Origin of the sequence: Companilactobacillus allii, from assembly GCF_001971585.1 — a bacterium.
Lineage (GTDB): Bacteria > Bacillota > Bacilli > Lactobacillales > Lactobacillaceae > Companilactobacillus > Companilactobacillus allii.
The window spans coordinates 1,777,910-1,795,587 of the sequence record NZ_CP019323.1 but is presented as its reverse complement, the minus strand read 5'-3'; the positions used below and the strand labels follow the sequence as shown (position 1 = coordinate 1,795,587).

13 protein-coding genes are annotated in these 17,678 nt (G+C 35.4%); all 13 read right to left on the bottom strand.

All coding sequences use genetic code 11. The features are described from left to right. Positions 1–71: 71 nt before the first annotated feature. The 13 genes from dnaK to BTM29_RS08725 all read right to left on the bottom strand — a co-directional run bounded on the left by dnaK (position 72) and on the right by BTM29_RS08725 (position 17,673). On the bottom strand, positions 72–1,928 hold the full coding sequence (gene dnaK / locus BTM29_RS08785; protein WP_076616269.1) for a molecular chaperone DnaK: 1,857 nt from the start codon (positions 1,926–1,928) through the stop codon (positions 72–74). Positions 1,929–1,984: 56 nt separating this feature from the next. Then, entirely contained in the window at positions 1,985–2,551 is a 567-nt protein-coding gene (gene grpE / locus BTM29_RS08780; protein WP_076616265.1) for a nucleotide exchange factor GrpE, read from the bottom strand. 16 nt (positions 2,552–2,567) lie between these two features. Continuing rightward, entirely contained in the window at positions 2,568–3,614 is a 1,047-nt protein-coding gene (gene hrcA / locus BTM29_RS08775) for a heat-inducible transcriptional repressor HrcA (RefSeq protein ID WP_076616262.1), read from the bottom strand. A gap of 159 nt (positions 3,615–3,773) precedes the next feature. Continuing rightward, positions 3,774–4,718, bottom strand: a complete 945-nt coding sequence (ribF, locus tag BTM29_RS08770; protein ID WP_076616258.1) for a riboflavin biosynthesis protein RibF — start codon at positions 4,716–4,718, stop codon at positions 3,774–3,776. A gap of 11 nt (positions 4,719–4,729) precedes the next feature. Beyond that, positions 4,730–5,638 (bottom strand): tRNA pseudouridine(55) synthase TruB, encoded by a 909-nt coding sequence (truB, locus tag BTM29_RS08765; protein WP_076616255.1) that lies wholly within the window; start codon positions 5,636–5,638, stop codon positions 4,730–4,732. Positions 5,639–5,787: 149 nt separating this feature from the next. Beyond that, a complete protein-coding gene (gene rbfA, locus BTM29_RS08760) occupies positions 5,788–6,147 on the bottom strand; it encodes a 30S ribosome-binding factor RbfA (RefSeq protein WP_076616253.1) in 360 nt (119 codons plus the stop codon). A gap of 11 nt (positions 6,148–6,158) precedes the next feature. Beyond that, complete coding sequence (infB, locus tag BTM29_RS08755) at positions 6,159–9,194, bottom strand: translation initiation factor IF-2 (RefSeq protein WP_076616250.1); 3,036 nt, start codon at positions 9,192–9,194, stop codon at positions 6,159–6,161. A 13-nt stretch (positions 9,195–9,207) separates the two neighbouring features. Next, positions 9,208–9,507, bottom strand: a complete 300-nt coding sequence (locus BTM29_RS08750; protein ID WP_076616247.1) for a L7Ae/L30e/S12e/Gadd45 family ribosomal protein — start codon at positions 9,505–9,507, stop codon at positions 9,208–9,210. Continuing rightward, complete coding sequence (gene rnpM / locus BTM29_RS08745; RefSeq protein WP_164510770.1) at positions 9,504–9,812, bottom strand: RNase P modulator RnpM; 309 nt, start codon at positions 9,810–9,812, stop codon at positions 9,504–9,506. The genes BTM29_RS08750 and rnpM overlap by 4 nt, the downstream gene beginning before the upstream one ends. A gap of 13 nt (positions 9,813–9,825) precedes the next feature. Next, positions 9,826–11,013 carry a transcription termination factor NusA gene (gene nusA / locus BTM29_RS08740; protein WP_076616241.1) on the bottom strand — a complete coding sequence of 396 codons (1,188 nt, stop codon included), beginning with the start codon at positions 11,011–11,013 and terminating at the stop codon, positions 9,826–9,828. 23 nt (positions 11,014–11,036) lie between these two features. After that, the gene (gene rimP, locus BTM29_RS08735) at positions 11,037–11,546 is read right to left on the bottom strand and encodes a ribosome maturation factor RimP (protein WP_083685964.1); all 510 of its coding nucleotides are present in this window, start codon (positions 11,544–11,546) and stop codon (positions 11,037–11,039) included. A gap of 82 nt (positions 11,547–11,628) precedes the next feature. After that, positions 11,629–15,927 carry a PolC-type DNA polymerase III gene (locus BTM29_RS08730; RefSeq protein ID WP_076616235.1) on the bottom strand — a complete coding sequence of 1,433 codons (4,299 nt, stop codon included), beginning with the start codon at positions 15,925–15,927 and terminating at the stop codon, positions 11,629–11,631. Between the two features lie 39 nt (positions 15,928–15,966). After that, on the bottom strand, positions 15,967–17,673 hold the full coding sequence (locus BTM29_RS08725) for a proline--tRNA ligase (protein WP_076616232.1): 1,707 nt from the start codon (positions 17,671–17,673) through the stop codon (positions 15,967–15,969). Positions 17,674–17,678 lie beyond the last annotated feature (5 nt).

The following is a 17,678-nucleotide window of genomic DNA, read 5'->3' as shown; positions in this document are numbered from 1 at the left end:
AAAAGAGCAGTTATTTATACTATACCATGATTGATCTAGTAATTAAAATGACTGCTCTTTATCACAAATTATTATTTTTTGTCTTTATCTGGATCTACTTCTTCAAAATCACCATCAACAGTACCATCATCTGACTTCTTACCATCAGTTGATCCTGTACCAGTAGCGCCATCGGCACTACCTTGTTGAGCATCTTGAGCTTGTTGATATAGTTTTACTGAAAGATCTTGGACGATCTTATTCAAATCGTCACGTTTCTTCTTCATATCTTCAATATCACCAGAGTCTTGAGCCTTCTTCAAAGCGTCACGAGCGTCTTCAGCCTTCTTGATTTCTTCATCAGAAACCTTACCCTTAATATCTTTAAGAGTCTTGTCTGTTGCAAACAATGCTTGTTCAACATCATTTTTAACATCTACTTCTTCTTTACGCTTGTTATCGTCGTCTTCGTTTTCTTTTGCTTCTTTCATCATTTGATCGATTTCTTCATCGCTCAAACCTGACGAACTCTTGATAGTAATCTTTTGTTCCTTATTAGTACCAAGATCTTTAGCAGAAACATTAACGATACCATTCTTATCAATATCAAACTTAACTTCAATCTGAGGTACACCACGTGGTGCAGCTGGAATATCTGTTAATTGGAAACGACCTAATGTCTTATTATCAGCAGCCATTGGACGTTCACCTTGTAGAACATGGATATCAACAGCATTTTGATTATCAGCAGCAGTTGAGAATGTTTGTGATTTACTTGTTGGAATTGTTGTATTTCTGTCAATCAACTTAGTAAATACTCCACCCATTGTTTCAATACCTAATGAAAGTGGTGTGACATCTAGTAAAACAACATCCTTAACATCACCAGAGATAACACCACCTTGAATAGCAGCACCCAAAGCAACAGCTTCGTCAGGGTTGATTGAGTGATCAGGTGTCTTACCAGTCCATTTTTCAACAGCAGTTTGAACTGCTGGTGTACGTGTTGAACCACCATTTAAAATAACCTTATCAAGGTCACCGATTGATAATCCAGCATCTTTAAGAGCGTTGTCAACTGGAGCTTTTGTTCTTTCAACTAAATCAGCTGTTAATTCATCAAATTTAGCACGTGTCAATGTTTCTTCCAAGTGAAGTGGGCCATTAGCACCAGATGAAATAAATGGAAGACTGATTGATGTTTGTGCAACACCTGATAAATCTTTCTTAGCCTTTTCAGCTGCATCCTTTAATCTTTGTAGAGCCATCTTATCTTGTGATAAGTCGACACCATTTTTATTCTTGAATTGTTCAACTAGCCAGTCGATAACCTTTTGATCAAAGTCATCACCACCAAGATGTGTATCACCATTTGTTGAAAGTACTTCAAAGACGCCATCACCTAATTCAAGGATAGAAACATCAAATGTACCACCACCAAGGTCATAAACAAGAATCTTCTCGTCACCTTTATCATTATCAAGACCATAAGCAAGTGCTGAAGCAGTTGGTTCGTTAACAATACGTTGAACATTTAAACCAGCAATTTTACCAGCATCTTTAGTTGCTTGTCTTTGTGAATCATCAAAGTATGCAGGAACTGTAATAACAGCATCTGTAACTGGTTCACCAAGATAATCTTCTGAGAACTTCTTAATGTGTTGCAAAATCATAGCAGAAATTTCTTGTGGTGTATATGACTTACCTGCAACACTTACCTTATAACCTGCTTCACCCATGTGTCTCTTAATTGATGAAACTGTATCAGGATTTGTAATTGCTTGTCTCTTAGCAACTTCACCAACTTGAATTTCACCATCTTTAAAAGCAACTACTGAAGGTGTTGTTCTTGCGCCTTCTGGGTTAGCAATAATTTTTGGTGAGCCACCTTCAAGAACGGCAACAGCTGAGTTTGTTGTACCTAAATCAATACCAATAACTTTTGACATAAATATAAACCTCTTTTGAATTTTTAATATTTATTAACTTTATTTAATAAGTTGATCTATTGAGCAACTATGACCATTGCTGGACGTAGCACTCTATCTTCTAACTTATAACCTTTTTGTAAAACTTGAACGACAGTATCTTTTTCATGATCCTTATCAGCTGCCACAGTTTGTACTGCTTGACTGTCATTAGGATCAAATTTACTACCGACATTGTCAATGATACTTACATGATTATCGACCAAAGCTTTGATCATATGTTGCTGTACCATTTCAATTCCCTTTTTCAATTGTTTACCAGCATCATCACTGACTTCAACATCCAAAGCACGTTCTAAGTTATCGATCACTGGAAGAATTTCAGTAGCCAGCTTTTGACCATCATACTTAAGTATTCCTGAAACTTCTTTTTTATGACGATTGTTCATATTTTGAATTTCAGCTTGGCTTCTTAAAAATTTGTCTTCTAGTTCTGAATTTTTAGCCTCAAGATCCGTAATTTTTTTATCCTTAGGATCTATTTTAGTTACTTTTTCAGTTTCTTTTTTGGCATCTACTTTTGATGTCTCTTTAGTTTGTTTGCTAGAAGATTTTACATCTTCTTGTTTTTCTTTATCTGCCATTACTTCCTCCTAAATATCAAGAATCATCATACCGTGAATAATAGTCAATCAATCGTTTTGCCAATTCTTGTCTAAATTCACCTAATAAACCAATTAATTGTGAATAATGCATCGTTGTAGGTCCCAGTAGAGCAATCACCCCTTTACCATGATGTCCAACATCATAATTAGCAGTGATTATACTGTAATTCTTCAATGCATCAGATCCTAATTCACTACCCAATCGAACCCTAATCCCATCATCGGAATCATTTGGATCTAATAGTTTCTTCAAATCTGTACTCTGATTAATAATTGAAAATAACGATTGCACATCTGACAAATCTTCATTATTGGCATAGTTTAATAAATTCAATTGGCCATCAACAAAATACTTCTCAGATCCAGCTTTTTTAAATAATTGATCGATCATATCAATCAATCCATCATTAGAATACATATACTGCGATAAAATAGCTGGAATATCATTATGAAGCAATTGAATAACTACTGGTAATGGTTGTCCAACTAATTTATCATTTACGACCCTAATTATTTTTTCAATTAATTCTGTATCAAGATTTTCATCAATTGTATAAATGTTACTCTCAACATTATTATCACTAGTAACAATAATCGCCATGATCTGACGAGAATTTAAAGGCACTATTCTGAATCCCGTTAACAAAATCCGACTGCTTTCAGGTCCTAATGTAATAGCAGTATAACTTGTTAAATGCGATAAAATCTTAGCCGATTGTTCGATAATATCATCAATTTGATGATATGTCTGACCAAAATCTTCGTCGATTCTTTTTGCGATATCCTGCGGTACGGTAGTGGGTTGTACCAAATTATCGAGATAGTAACGATATCCCATTGCGGAAGGAATACGTCCAGAGGAAAGATGAGTTTTCTCTAGATAACCAATTTCTTCAAGCATAGCCATTTCATTTCTTATAGTCGCTGAACTAACGTGAAATGACAATGCATTCATCAATGTTTTTGAACCAACCGGCTGGCCGGTATCTGTGAAAATGCGCACGACTTCTCTCAAGATTGCATCTTGACGTTCCGATAACATTATACCGTCCTCCTTTTAGCACTATTCATATAGGAGTGCTAACAATGTAAAATATAACAATCTATACCTATAGTGTCAAGTGTGGACGCTCATAAATTTCAAAAAATTAGCAAAAATAAAAGAGAGTGCTAATTCTCCACTCTCAAATTATATTTGAACTCAATTAGAGTTGAATTCTTCAAAGTAGTGAATTGAGTCTTCCTTGTCTTTATTCAATTGCTTAATCAAGCCATCAGCACCATCAAACTTAATCTCACCTCTAAGATAATGAAGCCACTCAACTCGAACGTTTTGTTCATAGATATCCGAGTCAAAGTTGAAAATATTGGTTTCAATGGTAACACCAGTATCTTCCTTGAAGGTAACATTATAGCCAACAGAGGTCATTGATGGATACCATTTGCCATTTATCTCAATACGCGTTACATAAACACCGATAGAAGGCTTTAATTGTTCGGGTGATGTAACTACATTGGCTGTAGGATAACCTAGTGTACGGCCCCTTTTAAGGCCATGTACAACTTGTCCTTGGTTTTGGTAATTATAACCAAGTAACTCATTTGCATAATCAATTTTATCTGACAAAATCAACCTTTTAATTATACTGGATCCAATCTTTGCACCATTGATCATTTGTTCAGGAACAGTTATGACTTTGAATCTATCTTTAGCAAATTTAGGCAATTCATGCATATTAGCTATGTCTTTTTTACCATATGTATAATCAAACCCAGCTACTACATACTTAGCATGCATACAAACCATATAGTCGTCCACGAACTCTTGAGGTTTCAAGCTGGCAAAATCTAAGGTAAATTCAACAAAATATAAAGTATCCACTCCCATCTTATCAACCAATTCGGCTTTACGACTCACGGTAGAAATATATTTATAATTTTCTTCATGTTGATATATTTCACGTGGTGATCTATCAAAAGTTAGTAAAACCGACTTCAATCCCTTTTCATGTGCCAATTCAACTCCACGTTGTATCACCTTTTGATGTCCAAGATGAACACCATCAAAAAATCCCATAATCAAAACAGTATCGGATTCAGGTATTTGATTATTCTTCAGTGGATGTTTAACATTCACTATTTTCATCTGTTCATCCCCTAATCATTGTTAAGAAGCATCGTATCAGGAATCCATAATTGACGTTCTTCGTTATATTTATAAATTGCCTTAGTCACATGGTTTCTTGTCACCCTTAAATCTTTATCATAATCATAATTATCCAAATCTAAAAATCCACCATGAAGGACACGTACTTCCCACTCTTCATCGCTCAATTCATGTGCTTGCATATAGGATAATACTTCATCAGTACTTCTTAAAAAGGAGTGGTCGTCTTCGTCCATCATTTTTCTTATTTCATCAAGCTTAAATGTTTCTTCGATATTAAAATCAGCACTTTTGGTTCTTGTTAATTGTGACATAAATGAAGGTACACCAAGAAATTCACCATATTCAACGGCTAAAGTTCTTACATATGTACCTTTTGAACATGTAACGTGGAATTTTACTTTTTGAATACCAAGTTCAGTATCAAATTCTGGTTCTCCGACAATATTGAAATCATAAATATGTATTTGACGTTTGGGACGTTCAACTTCAATACCAGCACGGGCATATTCGTATAGCTTTTTACCATTGACTCTAACTGCTGAATACATTGGCGGAATTTGTACTAATTCGCCAATCATCTTCTCAAATACTTCATGTAATTCTTCATCAGAAAAAGGTTTAGTAAGCTTTACTTCTTTAACTATATCCCCTTCACGATCTTCTGTCGTGGTCGATTTCCCTAATGTGATCTCGCCAACATATTCTTTAGATGAACCCGTCAGTCTGTTTACAAGTTTAGTTGACTGACCAACACAAATTGGCAATACACCATCTACCAATGGATCTAGCGTTCCTGTATGTCCAATTTTTTTTGTATGCAAAATTTTACGTAACTTATATACATAATCAGAACTTGTCATTCCGATCTCTTTATTTAGAGGAATTACTCCGTTCATTTCTATCTCCAAATTCAATTAGTTTGTAAATCATATCAAGAACTATTCTACTAGTTATTTAAATAATTTAACAATTATTTTTTAAATTATTATAGAAAAAGAGCCCAACAATTTTACTTGCTGGACTCTTTTTAAAATTAAAGTATCTTTTATCTTGTTGCTTCATCCTTATGCATTTTAGCAATTAGACGATCAATTTTTTCACCATACTGAATTGATTTATCTTGTTTAAATTCCAATTCTGGAATTTTATATAAGGTTAGACGTGGAGCTAATTCTTTTCGAATTAATCCCTTAGCTTTATCTAAACCAGCTTGAGTCTTTTCAACATCACTAGCCTTTTCGGATAGAATGCTGTAATAAATTGTAGCTGATTGTAAATCGCCTGTCATTTCAATTCCGGTTACAGTTACACCTTGTACACGAGGATCTCGAATACGTTTTAACAAAATATCATTTACTTCTTTTTGAATCTCTTGCTCTACACGACCGATTCGATGTTTTACCATTTTATCATCTCCTATTTGACTGGAACTTCTTCCATCACATAGGTTTCAACTTCGTCGCCAATCTTGATATCATTATAGTTTTCGATTGTTATACCACATTCGAATCCTGATTTAACCTCTTTGACGTCGTCTTTGAAACGTTTAAGTGAAGCAAGTTTACCTTCATAGACAACAATACTATCTCTAATTAGACGAATACCGCTGTCACGAGTAATACTACCACTGTTTACGATACATCCAGCAATTGTACCGATCTTAGAAACATTATATGTTTCACGAACAGTCAAATTACCTGTGATCTTCTCTTCATAAACTGGTTCTAGCATACCCTTCATAGCTGCTTCGATTTCATCAATAGCCTTATAGATAACTCTATGTAGGCGAATATCAACGTTTTCTTCCTTAGCTTGAACACGAGCTTGAGCTGTTGGACGAACATTAAATCCGATTATGATGGCATTACTTGCAGCAGCAAGGTTAACATCACTTTCAGTAATTGCACCTACAGCAGAATGAATGATGTTTACACGAACACCCTCAACTTCAATCTTCTTCAAGCTTCCTGCAATGGCTTCAGCAGAACCTTGAACATCGGCTTTAATAATAACGTCGACAGTCTTAAGTTCTCCTTCTTTCATTGTTTCAAACAAGTTATCCAATGTAACTGGGTTAGTCTTTTGACGTTCAATTTGAAGAGCACGACTTGCACGTTCTTCACCAGCTGCACGAGCAGTTTTCTCATCATCAAAGACAACGAATTTATCAGCTGATTCAGGAACATCATTCAAACCAGTAACTTCAATTGGTTGAGAAGGCATTGCCTTTTTAACTTCTTTACCGTTATAGTTTGTCATAGTTCTAACACGTCCATATGTATTACCAACAACAATTGGATCTCCAACATGAAGTGTACCTTGTTGTACCAATAATGATGCAACTGGTCCACGACCCTTATCAAGTTTAGCTTCGATAACAGTACCGACAGCCTTTTGGTCTGGATTAGCTTTCAATTCCATAACGTCAGCTTGTAAAAGAATCATTTCAAGTAATTGATCAATGTTTGTTCCGACCTTAGCAGAAATATTAACAAAGATAGTATCCCCACCATAATCTTCAGGAACAAGTCCATATTCCATTAATTGTTCAGTAACATGTTGTGGATTTGCGCCAGCCTTATCAATCTTATTAACTGCAACGATGATTGGATCATTTGCAGCCTTAGCATGATTAATAGCTTCGATTGTCTGTGGCATAACACCATCATCAGCAGCAACAACTAAGATAACAATATCAGTAATATCAGCACCACGAGCACGCATATTTGTAAATGCAGCATGTCCCGGAGTATCAAGGAATGTGATCAATTGATCATTTAATCTTACTTGATAAGCACCAATATGTTGAGTAATACCACCAGCTTCACCGGCTGTAACGTGAGTATGTCTCAAGTGATCCAATAGAGTTGTCTTACCATGGTCAACGTGACCCATAATTGTAACAACTGGAGGACGAGATACTAGATTTTCTTTATTTGTTGTTTCAGCATCGAAATATTGATCGATATCAGCGATATCTTCTTCAACTTTCTCTTCTGACTCAATACCGTAATCAGTAGCTAAAAGTTCAATTGCATCTTTATCTAATGATTGGTTTTGATTGATCATAATACCAAGCATAAATAACTTCTTAACAATTTCAGCTGGTTCACGGTGAATCAATTTACCAATATCTTGAGCATTCATACCAACACTATATACAAGTGTCTTTGGTAATGGACGATCTTTTCTTTGTGGCATTGGCTTTCTTGGTTCAGTTCTTTGACGTTGTTGTCTCTTTCTTTCTTTCTTCTTCTTACGACTTCCGAAAGGATTAGCTAGATTTTGTCTGTGTCCAAAGTCACGATTGTTATTAGTTGGCTTTGTTTTCTTATATTCTGGCTTTGGAACTTCAACGCTTGCTGGAGAAACATTATTCTTTACAGTTTCCTTAGCAGTACTTTGGGCTGCTGGTCTTCTGTTTGTGTTGCTTGAATTGTTTCTGTTATTAGAATTATTATTATGATTATTGTTACTAGTATTATGATTGTTATTATTGAAACGATTACCACTACTATTGTTACTGTTAGTAGTAGGACGGGAACTATTGTTACGATTTACACTAGAACGGTTATTGTTACGGTTGTCTTCTGAACGATTACCGCTATTTGTATTATGGTTATTACGATTGTTTCTAGGACGGGAAGGCGTACGACTAGCCTCTTGAATATTTGTCTTAAATTGCTCTAGATATTTGTTACCAGCACTTTGTCTAGGTCTTGGGGCTTGTGATGTTTGTGGACGATCACGTCTAACACTGCCATTGTTACGACGATCACGATTTTGGGAAGTATTGTTTCGATTGTCACTACGAACGTTGCTATTACGATTTCCGTTTGGACGATTATTCCCATTATAATTATTACCAGGACGGTTGTTACTACTGTTATTAGTATTATTTCCTCTATAATTACTGTTTGTCGTATTTGTAGTGGAATTGTTACTACGGTTTGTAGTAGTTGAATTAGAACTATTAGTACGATTTACTGAATTAGTAGTATTGGAATTATTACTATGATTTACAGTAGAGTTACTATTACGATTACCATTGTGATTATTATTTCCACGGTAGTTACTGTTACCACTTCCGTTACTATTACTGTTATTACTACGAGTATGGTTATTGTGATCAAAGTGTCCCTTATTCTTGTTAGGGTCTCTTCTTACAGCAGTAATCTTAATCTTAGTCTTATGATCACCGGCTTGTTGATGACTTTCACCTGAATTTTGCTTTGGTGAATTATCACTTGTAGCTGGCTTAGCAGCAGGTTTTGATACTGGTCTTGAAGCTGGTTTACTCTTAAGACTACCTACAATTTTCTTCTCACTTGTTTCGTCAACTGACGACATGTGATTTTTTACATCGATACCTAATTTGGCAGCGGCATCTAATACAATTTGATTTTCAACACTATTTTCTTTTGCAATAGTATAGATTCGTTTTTTGGCCATCCTATCACTCTCCTTAATTTTCCATAATTTCAATTAACCTTCTAGCAATTCCAAGATCCGTAACACCGATAACTTTTCTTTCTTTACCGATAGATCTTTTTAGTTCTTGACTGGTGAAATTATCAATCAATGGCACAGCATAAGAATTTGTCTTATTCGTCAAATCTTTTTTTGTGCGATCACTGCAATCACTTGCCATAATTACCAACTTAACGCTCTGATTTCGAATTCCCTGCAAGGTTAATTCTGTACCACTAATAATTTTTCCAGCACGCAGAGCTATACCCAAAAAATTTAAAAATACATCATTCAATGTTTCTTACTCAAATCTCCAAATAAATCCATTCTGGCTTTTTGATGGTCGACAAATTCAAATAATTCATCATAAAATTCTTCTGGAACAGAATGTGAAAAAACTTTATCCAAAACTTTCTTGGACTTTGCTTCCTTAACAGCATCAGGATCCAGGCCAACATAAGCACCACGTCCAGACTTTTTACCAGTTGGGTCAATAGAGATAATACCATCTTTATCTTTTACAATTCTAACCATTTCTCTTTTAGGGTACATTTCATTGGTTAGAACATCTTTTCTCATGGGTATCTTACGTGTTGCCAAACCCATCACCCCCTTAATCTTGTGAATCAGTATCTGTATCTACAGTCTTATCTACATCTGTATCTTTCTTCACAGACTTATCCGTATCAACACTTTGTTCTTTATCTGTATCCAATTTCTTATCAATATCATCTATATCTACATCTTGATCGTTATCATCAACAAATTCAACTTGTGATTCAGGTTTAATGTCAATTTTATATCCAGTCAATTTAGCGGCTAAACGTGCATTTTGACCTTTTTTACCAATTGCCAATGACAAATGATAATCAGGTACTATAACAATACATTGTTTTTTGTCGTTACCATCAAATTGTACAGCAATTACTTCTGCTGGATTAAGTGCATTCGCAATAAAGTCGATTGGGTCATCAACATATGGCACAACATCAATATTTTCACCGTTAAGTTCATCAACAACAGCTTGAACACGTGAACCCTTAGGTCCAACACATGTACCAACTGGGTCAATATCAGCGTTATCAGATTTCACTGCCATCTTAGTTCTATCACCCGCTTCACGAGCAATAGAGACGATTTCTACAGTTCCATCATATATTTCTGGGACCTCTTGTTCAAATAATCTTTTTACTAAACCGGGATCTGTTCTTGATACAAAGACTTGAGGTCCTTTAGTAGCATTTTCAACTTTTGTTACATATACACGAATTCTATCACGAGAATTGTAAACTTCACCTGGCATTTGGTCAGATTTTGCCATTACTGCTTCAATCTTACCAAAATTAATATATACAAACCTACTATCACTACGTTCTACAATACCTTGAATGATTTCATGTTCATATTGACTATATTCATTATAAATGATATCACGTTCAGCTTCACGAACACGTTGCATAATCACTTGTTTTGCAGTTTGTGCAGCAATTCTACCAAAATCTTTAGGTGTTACTTCTTCACGAACGTGATCTCCAAGTTCATAACCCTTGCTCTTCTTTAAAGCTGCAGCAAGACTTATCTCTAATCGTTCATCAGCAACCTCTTCAACGACTTCTTTAACCGCATAAACATGTATATTACCCTTTTTTGCGTCAAATTCAACCTCAACGTTTTGAGCTTGATTATAGTTACGCTTATAAGCTGCAACAAGAGCTGCCTCTAGTGATTCAATAACATACTCTTTTTTGATACCTTTTTCAGTTTCTAGCGCATCAAGTGCGTCAACCATTTCTTTACTCATGTTATTCTCCTTCGACGAATTCTCTAGAATTCTATGGCTAAACGAATCTTAGCAATTTTATCTCTATCAATAATGATTGTCTTTTTAAGATTCTTAACTTTTATATTTAAGGTTATTTGTGTATCAGTTATTTCAGTCATTTTTCCTTCGAAAACTTTGTCACCATCTTGCTTTTGGTATAAAGAAACATTTACATATGCATCTAGATAATTTAAAAGGCTATCATCATTATCAAGTACTCTTTCAGCACCTGGTGATGATACTTCCAAATAGTATGCTGGATCAATCGGATCAAGTTCATCTAATCTTTCGCCATACTCCTCACTAATAATTGCGCAATCATCAATACTAATTCCGCCTTTTTTATCAGCATAAACGCGTAAATACCAATCTCCGCCTTCATGAACAAATTCTAGGTCGACTAGAAAAAACTCATGTTTATCTAAAACGGGTTGTAAGATGGCTTTTAATTCATCAATTTTTGTATTCAAAAATTCTCCTCCAAAGTAATCGGCAATAAAAAGAGTGAGCATCTCTGCTCACTCATTAATCAATAATTAACTAGTAGTTAATTTAACATATATTTACATTTAAAGCAACCTCTAACGTCTGAAGCTAAAACAAAGAGAGTTGATTTTCGTCAGGCATTCCATCTAAAACATGATTTTCAGTCATATATTCAATGATAGTTTTCGAAACCTTACCACGTGTTGATAGGTCTTCCTTAGATAGAAAAGGCTGTTCTTCACGTGCGGCAACAATCTGCTTAGCAACATTATCCCCTAATCCAGGAATAGCATTGAATGGTGCTAGCAATGTCTTATCATCAATGATCTTGAATTCAAAAGCATCTGATTTCTCCAGATCAACCATATTTATCTTGAAATCACGTTCCAAACATTCATTTGCTAACTCTAATACTGTCAACAAATTCTTCTCTTTTGTTGAAGCTTCCATACCTTTGTCATTAATTGCTTTCATAGCATTCTTAACGGCATCTTTACCTGTAGTCATGGAAACCAAATCAAAATCATCAGCACGAACGGAGAAATATGCACTGTAATAATACAGTGGATAATGAACTTTGAAATACGCAATACGCAATGCCATTAAAATATAGGCAGTCGCATGAGCCTTAGGGAACATATACTTAATCTTTAAACAAGATTTAATATACCAATCCGGAACATTTGCATCTTTCATTTCCTGTTTCCATTCATCGGGAATACCACGTCCCTTACGAACATGCTCCATGATTTGGAATGCTGTTTGTGATTTCATACCCCAATGAATCAAATCCATCATGATATTATCACGACAACCAATAACTTCCTTTAATGTAACAACACCTTGATCAATAAGTTCTTCTGCATTACCTAACCAAACATCTGTACCATGCGATAATCCAGAAATCTGTAACAATTCAGCAAAGGTCGTTGGGTGGGTCTTCTCTAACATTCCACGAACAAATCTAGTACCAAATTCCGGAACTCCAAGTGTACCTGTTTTTGAAAAAATCTGTTCAGGCGTAACCCCTAGTGACTTAGTACTACGGAACAATTCCATGACCTCAGGATCATCAACTGGAATTGTTAATGGATCAATTCCAGACAAATCTTGTAACGTACGAATCATTGTTGGATCATCATGTCCCAAAATATCAAGTTTCAAAATATTATCATGAATTGAGTGGAAGTCAAAATGCGTCGTTTTCCAGGCTGCGTTTTGATCATCAGCCGGATATTGAATCGGCGTAAAATCAAAAATATCCATATAATCTGGAACAACGATGATTCCAGCGGGATGTTGTCCTGTTGTACGTTTAACACCAGTAGAACCCATAGCCAAACGTTCTTCTTCAGCATTACGAATCTGTTTTTCAGTTAATTCCTCATAATTCTTAACATAACCAAACGCCGTTCTATCTGCAATCGTACCAATCGTACCTGCTCGGAAAACATGATCCTCACCGAAAAGAACCTTTGTATAGTTATGTGCCACTGGCTGATAGTCACCAGAGAAATTCAAATCAATATCTGGAACTTTGTCACCTTTAAAACCTAAGAATGTCTCAAAGGGAATATCTTGTCCATCTTTCTTTAATTCAGTTCCACATTTTGGACATTTCTTATCCGGTAGATCAAATCCAGAACCAACTTCACCTTTAGTAAAGAATTCTGAAAATTTACATTTCGGACAACGATAATGCGGAGGTAGTGGGTTGACTTCAGTAATCCCGGTCATAGTGGCGACGAAACTTGAACCAACTGAACCTCTGGATCCAACCAAATATCCATCTTTATTAGATTTATAAACTAGACGCTGAGAAATCAAATAAATAACTGAGAATCCATTACCTATAATACTCTTGAGTTCTTTGTCCATTCGTTCTTGAACAATCTCTGGAAGTTTTTCACCATACAGCTCATGAACTTTATTCATAGTCAAACTACGAATTTCATCCTCTGCACCCTCCATTTTAGGGGTATATAGCTTATCTTTAACCGGAGCAATTTCATCAATTTCATCCATAACCTTTTTAGGATTATCAACAATTATTTCTTGTGCTGTTTCTTTATCAAGAAAGTCAAACTCATCAAACATTTCATCAGTTGTTCTAAATTGTACATCTGGCAATGTTTGTCTAGCCAATGGATTACTTTTGACAGCTTTTATTACAATTTCTCGATAAATTTTATCATGTGGATCCAAGTAATGAACATCACCAGTTGCAACAACAGGCTTATTCAATTCTTTACCCAATTTAATAATATTTTTTATTATTTCCTCTAGTCCTGCTTCATCTTTAATTAGCTTTGCATCAAGCAAATGACGATATACAGGTTTGGGCATAACTTCAAGATAGTCATAATATTGTGCAAGTTCACGGGTATCTTCATATCCTTTTTGCATCATCGTATTAAATACTTCACCATCTTTACATGCCGATCCGACCAGAATTCCTTCACGATATTTATTCAATAATCTTCTCGGTACTCGTGCCGTTCGGTAATAATATTCAGTCATTCCATATGAGACGATTTTGAACATATTCTTCAATCCAGCCTGAGTCTTTGCAATTAGAATTGCATGACTAGGACGAGCTTGTTTGTATGCTTCAACTCCACCTATATGATCATTTAGTTGTGAAACGTTTGTAATCTGAAATTTATCTTCCATTTCATCAAACAATTTATACATCAAATATCCAGTTGTCTCAGCATCGGCATTAGCACGGTGATGATGTTCAAGTACAATATTGTATCGTTTTGCAAGTGAGTCTAATTTATGATTACGATATTCTGAATGTAATGTACGTGACATTTCCAGAGTATCAATAACTGGGACTGAAACACGTTCACTCCCCATGCGCATTAAAGCGGAATTCAAAAAACCAATATCAAAAGTAACGTTGTGACCTACCAAAATGTCATTTCCAACAAAATCCATGAATTTTTGAATAATTGTCTTCTCATCAGGAGCGTTGCTAACCATACTATCAGTTATACTCGTCAAACTAGTGGTGAATTCTGACAGTGGATGTCCCGGGTTAATAAATTCATCAAACGAATCAACTACCTCGCCATCCTTCATCTTAGTGGCAGCTAGTTCAATTATATTATCATAAACTGCTGATAAACCAGTTGTTTCAACGTCAAATATAACGTATTCAGCTGGATTAAGTTCTTCATCGCGTAAGTTATAAGCGATTGGATTACCTTCATCAACTAAGTCGATTTCTACACCATAACCTATTTTTACTCCATATTTTTGACCGGCACTATATGCTTCAGGGAAAGCTTGTAAAGCTCTATGATCAGTAATAGCAATGGCTGGCTGTCCCCATTCACTGGCACGCTTAACTAAATCAGTGGCACTAGGGATTGCATCCATCTGACTCATATTAGTATGTGCATGTAACTCGATTCTTTTATTATCTTTATCAGCATTATCTATACGTCCAGCATGTTTTATAACCATAATATCGTTCGCCATAATTGATAGCTCACGTGAAAAATTATCTTCTTGAACACTACCACGAACACGAATCCATGCCCCGTCATCCAAATTATCGAAAAAGTCTTCGTCATCTTCACCATTTGAAAACTTCTTTATGCTGAATGAAGAAGTATAATCAGTAACCTTCAATAATAATAGTGAACGGCCTGATTTCAACTTTTTTACATCCTTATTGAAAATATGACCTTCCACAACTTTGTTACGGTCCTCTTCAATAATGTCTACCATTTGAGTGATCTCAGCATCGTCTGGTATCTTTCGACCAATTTTCACAATATTACCGGCCGGTTTTTTAGCACGTTTTTGACTGACCTCTTGGGCCTTTTCCTGAAAATGCTTCGTTTCTTCCTTTTTTGCAAGTTCCAGTGCTTGGATATTTTCTTGACCTTTAGCCTCATCCACATCTACGCGAATCTTAAATGGTGCAAACCCTAGTGATGTATATGCATCCTGCAGACTGGCAGTTAACTTACCGTCCATAAAATCAGCAATAAATCCGTTTGAAACCGTCAAGAAGACTTGGTCATTTTCAACCTTGGGTGGATGTTGACTCATTAATTGCGAAACAACTGGTGAACGTTGCTCACAGTTTTCTAATACATAATTCCAATACTCACGAATATTTTTCTCACTTAAACGAGGATTATTCACATGAATATCAAAATCAACAGTTGCAATACCCTCGAATCCACTCTTTAATGATTCCACGAAAACTTGAAATTCATTAAACGGAATTACATCGTCAAAATCAAAGAAGAATGTCCAACGACGTGACTTCTTATGAACCTCCAACTTATCCAACTTTGCATTTTTAAATAGATCATCGGAATCCAACAAATTATCTAATTTGATTTGTTTAATTAATATTTTAAAAAGTTGATTTTTATCAGACATAACTTACCTTTCAACAAATAAAAAAAGGCTTAAGCCTCATTACTGATTCTTAAGCAATATTTTTACTGAATTTACTAATTCATCTTTACTTACTTCAATTGTCTCGCCAGTACTTCTAATCTTCAATTCTACGATACCATCAGCAGCCTTTTTACCAACTGTTATTCTAATTGGCATACCCATTAAGTCTGAATCTGCGAATTTAACTCCGGGACGTTCTTTACGATCATCAAGTAAAACATCGTATCCTTCATCTTGAAGTAGTTCAACAATTTCATCACTCAACTTGCCCTGAACATCATTATTGTACTTGATAGGAACAACATGTACTTGATATGGTGCCAAAGCTACTGGCCAAATGATTCCATTTTCATCGTTATGTTGTTCAATAATTGCTGACAATAGTCGTGAAACACCGATTCCGTAACAACCCATGATCAATGGATTAGATTTACCATTTTCATCCAAGAAGTTAGCCCCTAGTGCTTTAGAGAACTTAGTACCAAGTTTGAATATATGACCAATTTCAATTCCACGAGTAAATTTAATATTACCGTGACCGTCAGGAGACATTTCGCCTTCTTTTACAACACGGAAATCCTTAAATGATGGTTCATCACTAGTGATGTCCTCAAAATTAGCATTGATAAGATGCTTGTCAGCTTGGTTAGGTCCAACAACAAAGTTGCTTAGTCCTTCAAGTGAACTATCAAATAATACCGAAACATCCTCAGCGATTCCTTTTGGTCCAATGAATCCTGGAGTACTCTTGAATACATTTTGAACTTCTTCAGTCGTAGCTTCGTTTAAAAAGTCAGCACCTAAATAGTTCTTAACTTTAACATCATTTACTTCGTAGTCTCCACGAATCATGACCAAAACTGGTTTTCCATCGGCCATATACGCAACGGCCTTCATGATTGTAGATGATTCAACTTTTAACAAAGTAGCTAATGCATCAATTGTATGAACATCTGGAGTATCAACCAATTCAGCTGATTTATGTTCCAATCTAGGATTATCAGGTAATTTACTTGCTGCCATTTCCAAATTAGCTGAATAGTCACTATCGTCAGAATATGCGATGGTATCTTCTCCGATAGCAGCAATTGCAGAAAATTCTTTAGAGTCAGTTCCGCCCATGGCACCTGCATCACCGATAATTGAACGATAATTCAAGCCACAAATATCAAAAATATTACGATATGCTTGTTCCATTTGGTTGAATATCACATCTAATTGATCCTTATCAGCTGTAAATGAATAAGCGTCATACATATCAAATTCTCTACCACGTAAAAGTCCATAACGTGGACGATCTTCATCACGATACTTCATTTGCATTTGATATAAAATTATAGGAAGCTTTTTGTAACTATTTAAACTTTCTTTAACAATACTTGTAAATGTTTCTTCATGTGTTGGACCGAGGATAAATTCTCTATCATGTCTGTCATTAACCTTAAATAGGTTGTCTCCATATGTTTCGTAACGGCCACTTGCTTTCCACAAATCGGCAGGAATGATAGCAGGCATACGCATTTCAGCGGCATCCATTTTATCATTTTCCTTACGGATTATGTCCTCTATTTTACGAATTACTGACCAAGCTAATGGTAAGTAACTATAAATACCAGCAGAAACTTGTCTAACATACCCCGCTCTCAACATCAACTGATGGCTAATAGCCTCAGCATCTGAAGGAGTCTGCTTTAATGTTGGAATATATAGTTTTGATTGTTTCAAATTTT

What these genes read in the sequence shown, in the direction of transcription:
- hrcA (WP_076616262.1), bottom strand. Translation starts at nt 3,614, where the DNA reads ATGTTATCGGAACGTCAAGATGCAATCTTGAGAGAAGTCGTGCGCATT.
- ribF (WP_076616258.1), bottom strand. Translation starts at nt 4,718, where the DNA reads ATGAAAATAGTGAATGTTAAACATCCACTGAAGAATAATCAAATACCT.
- infB (WP_076616250.1), bottom strand. Translation starts at nt 9,194, where the DNA reads ATGGCCAAAAAACGAATCTATACTATTGCAAAAGAAAATAGTGTTGAA.
- nusA (WP_076616241.1), bottom strand. Translation starts at nt 11,013, where the DNA reads ATGAGTAAAGAAATGGTTGACGCACTTGATGCGCTAGAAACTGAAAAA.
- grpE (WP_076616265.1), bottom strand. Translation starts at nt 2,551, where the DNA reads ATGGCAGATAAAGAAAAACAAGAAGATGTAAAATCTTCTAGCAAACAA.
- truB (WP_076616255.1), bottom strand. Translation starts at nt 5,638, where the DNA reads ATGAACGGAGTAATTCCTCTAAATAAAGAGATCGGAATGACAAGTTCT.
- BTM29_RS08730 (WP_076616235.1), bottom strand. Translation starts at nt 15,927, where the DNA reads ATGTCTGATAAAAATCAACTTTTTAAAATATTAATTAAACAAATCAAA.
- rimP (WP_083685964.1), bottom strand. Translation starts at nt 11,546, where the DNA reads ATGCTCACTCTTTTTATTGCCGATTACTTTGGAGGAGAATTTTTGAAT.
- dnaK (WP_076616269.1), bottom strand. Translation starts at nt 1,928, where the DNA reads ATGTCAAAAGTTATTGGTATTGATTTAGGTACAACAAACTCAGCTGTT.
- rbfA (WP_076616253.1), bottom strand. Translation starts at nt 6,147, where the DNA reads ATGGTAAAACATCGAATCGGTCGTGTAGAGCAAGAGATTCAAAAAGAA.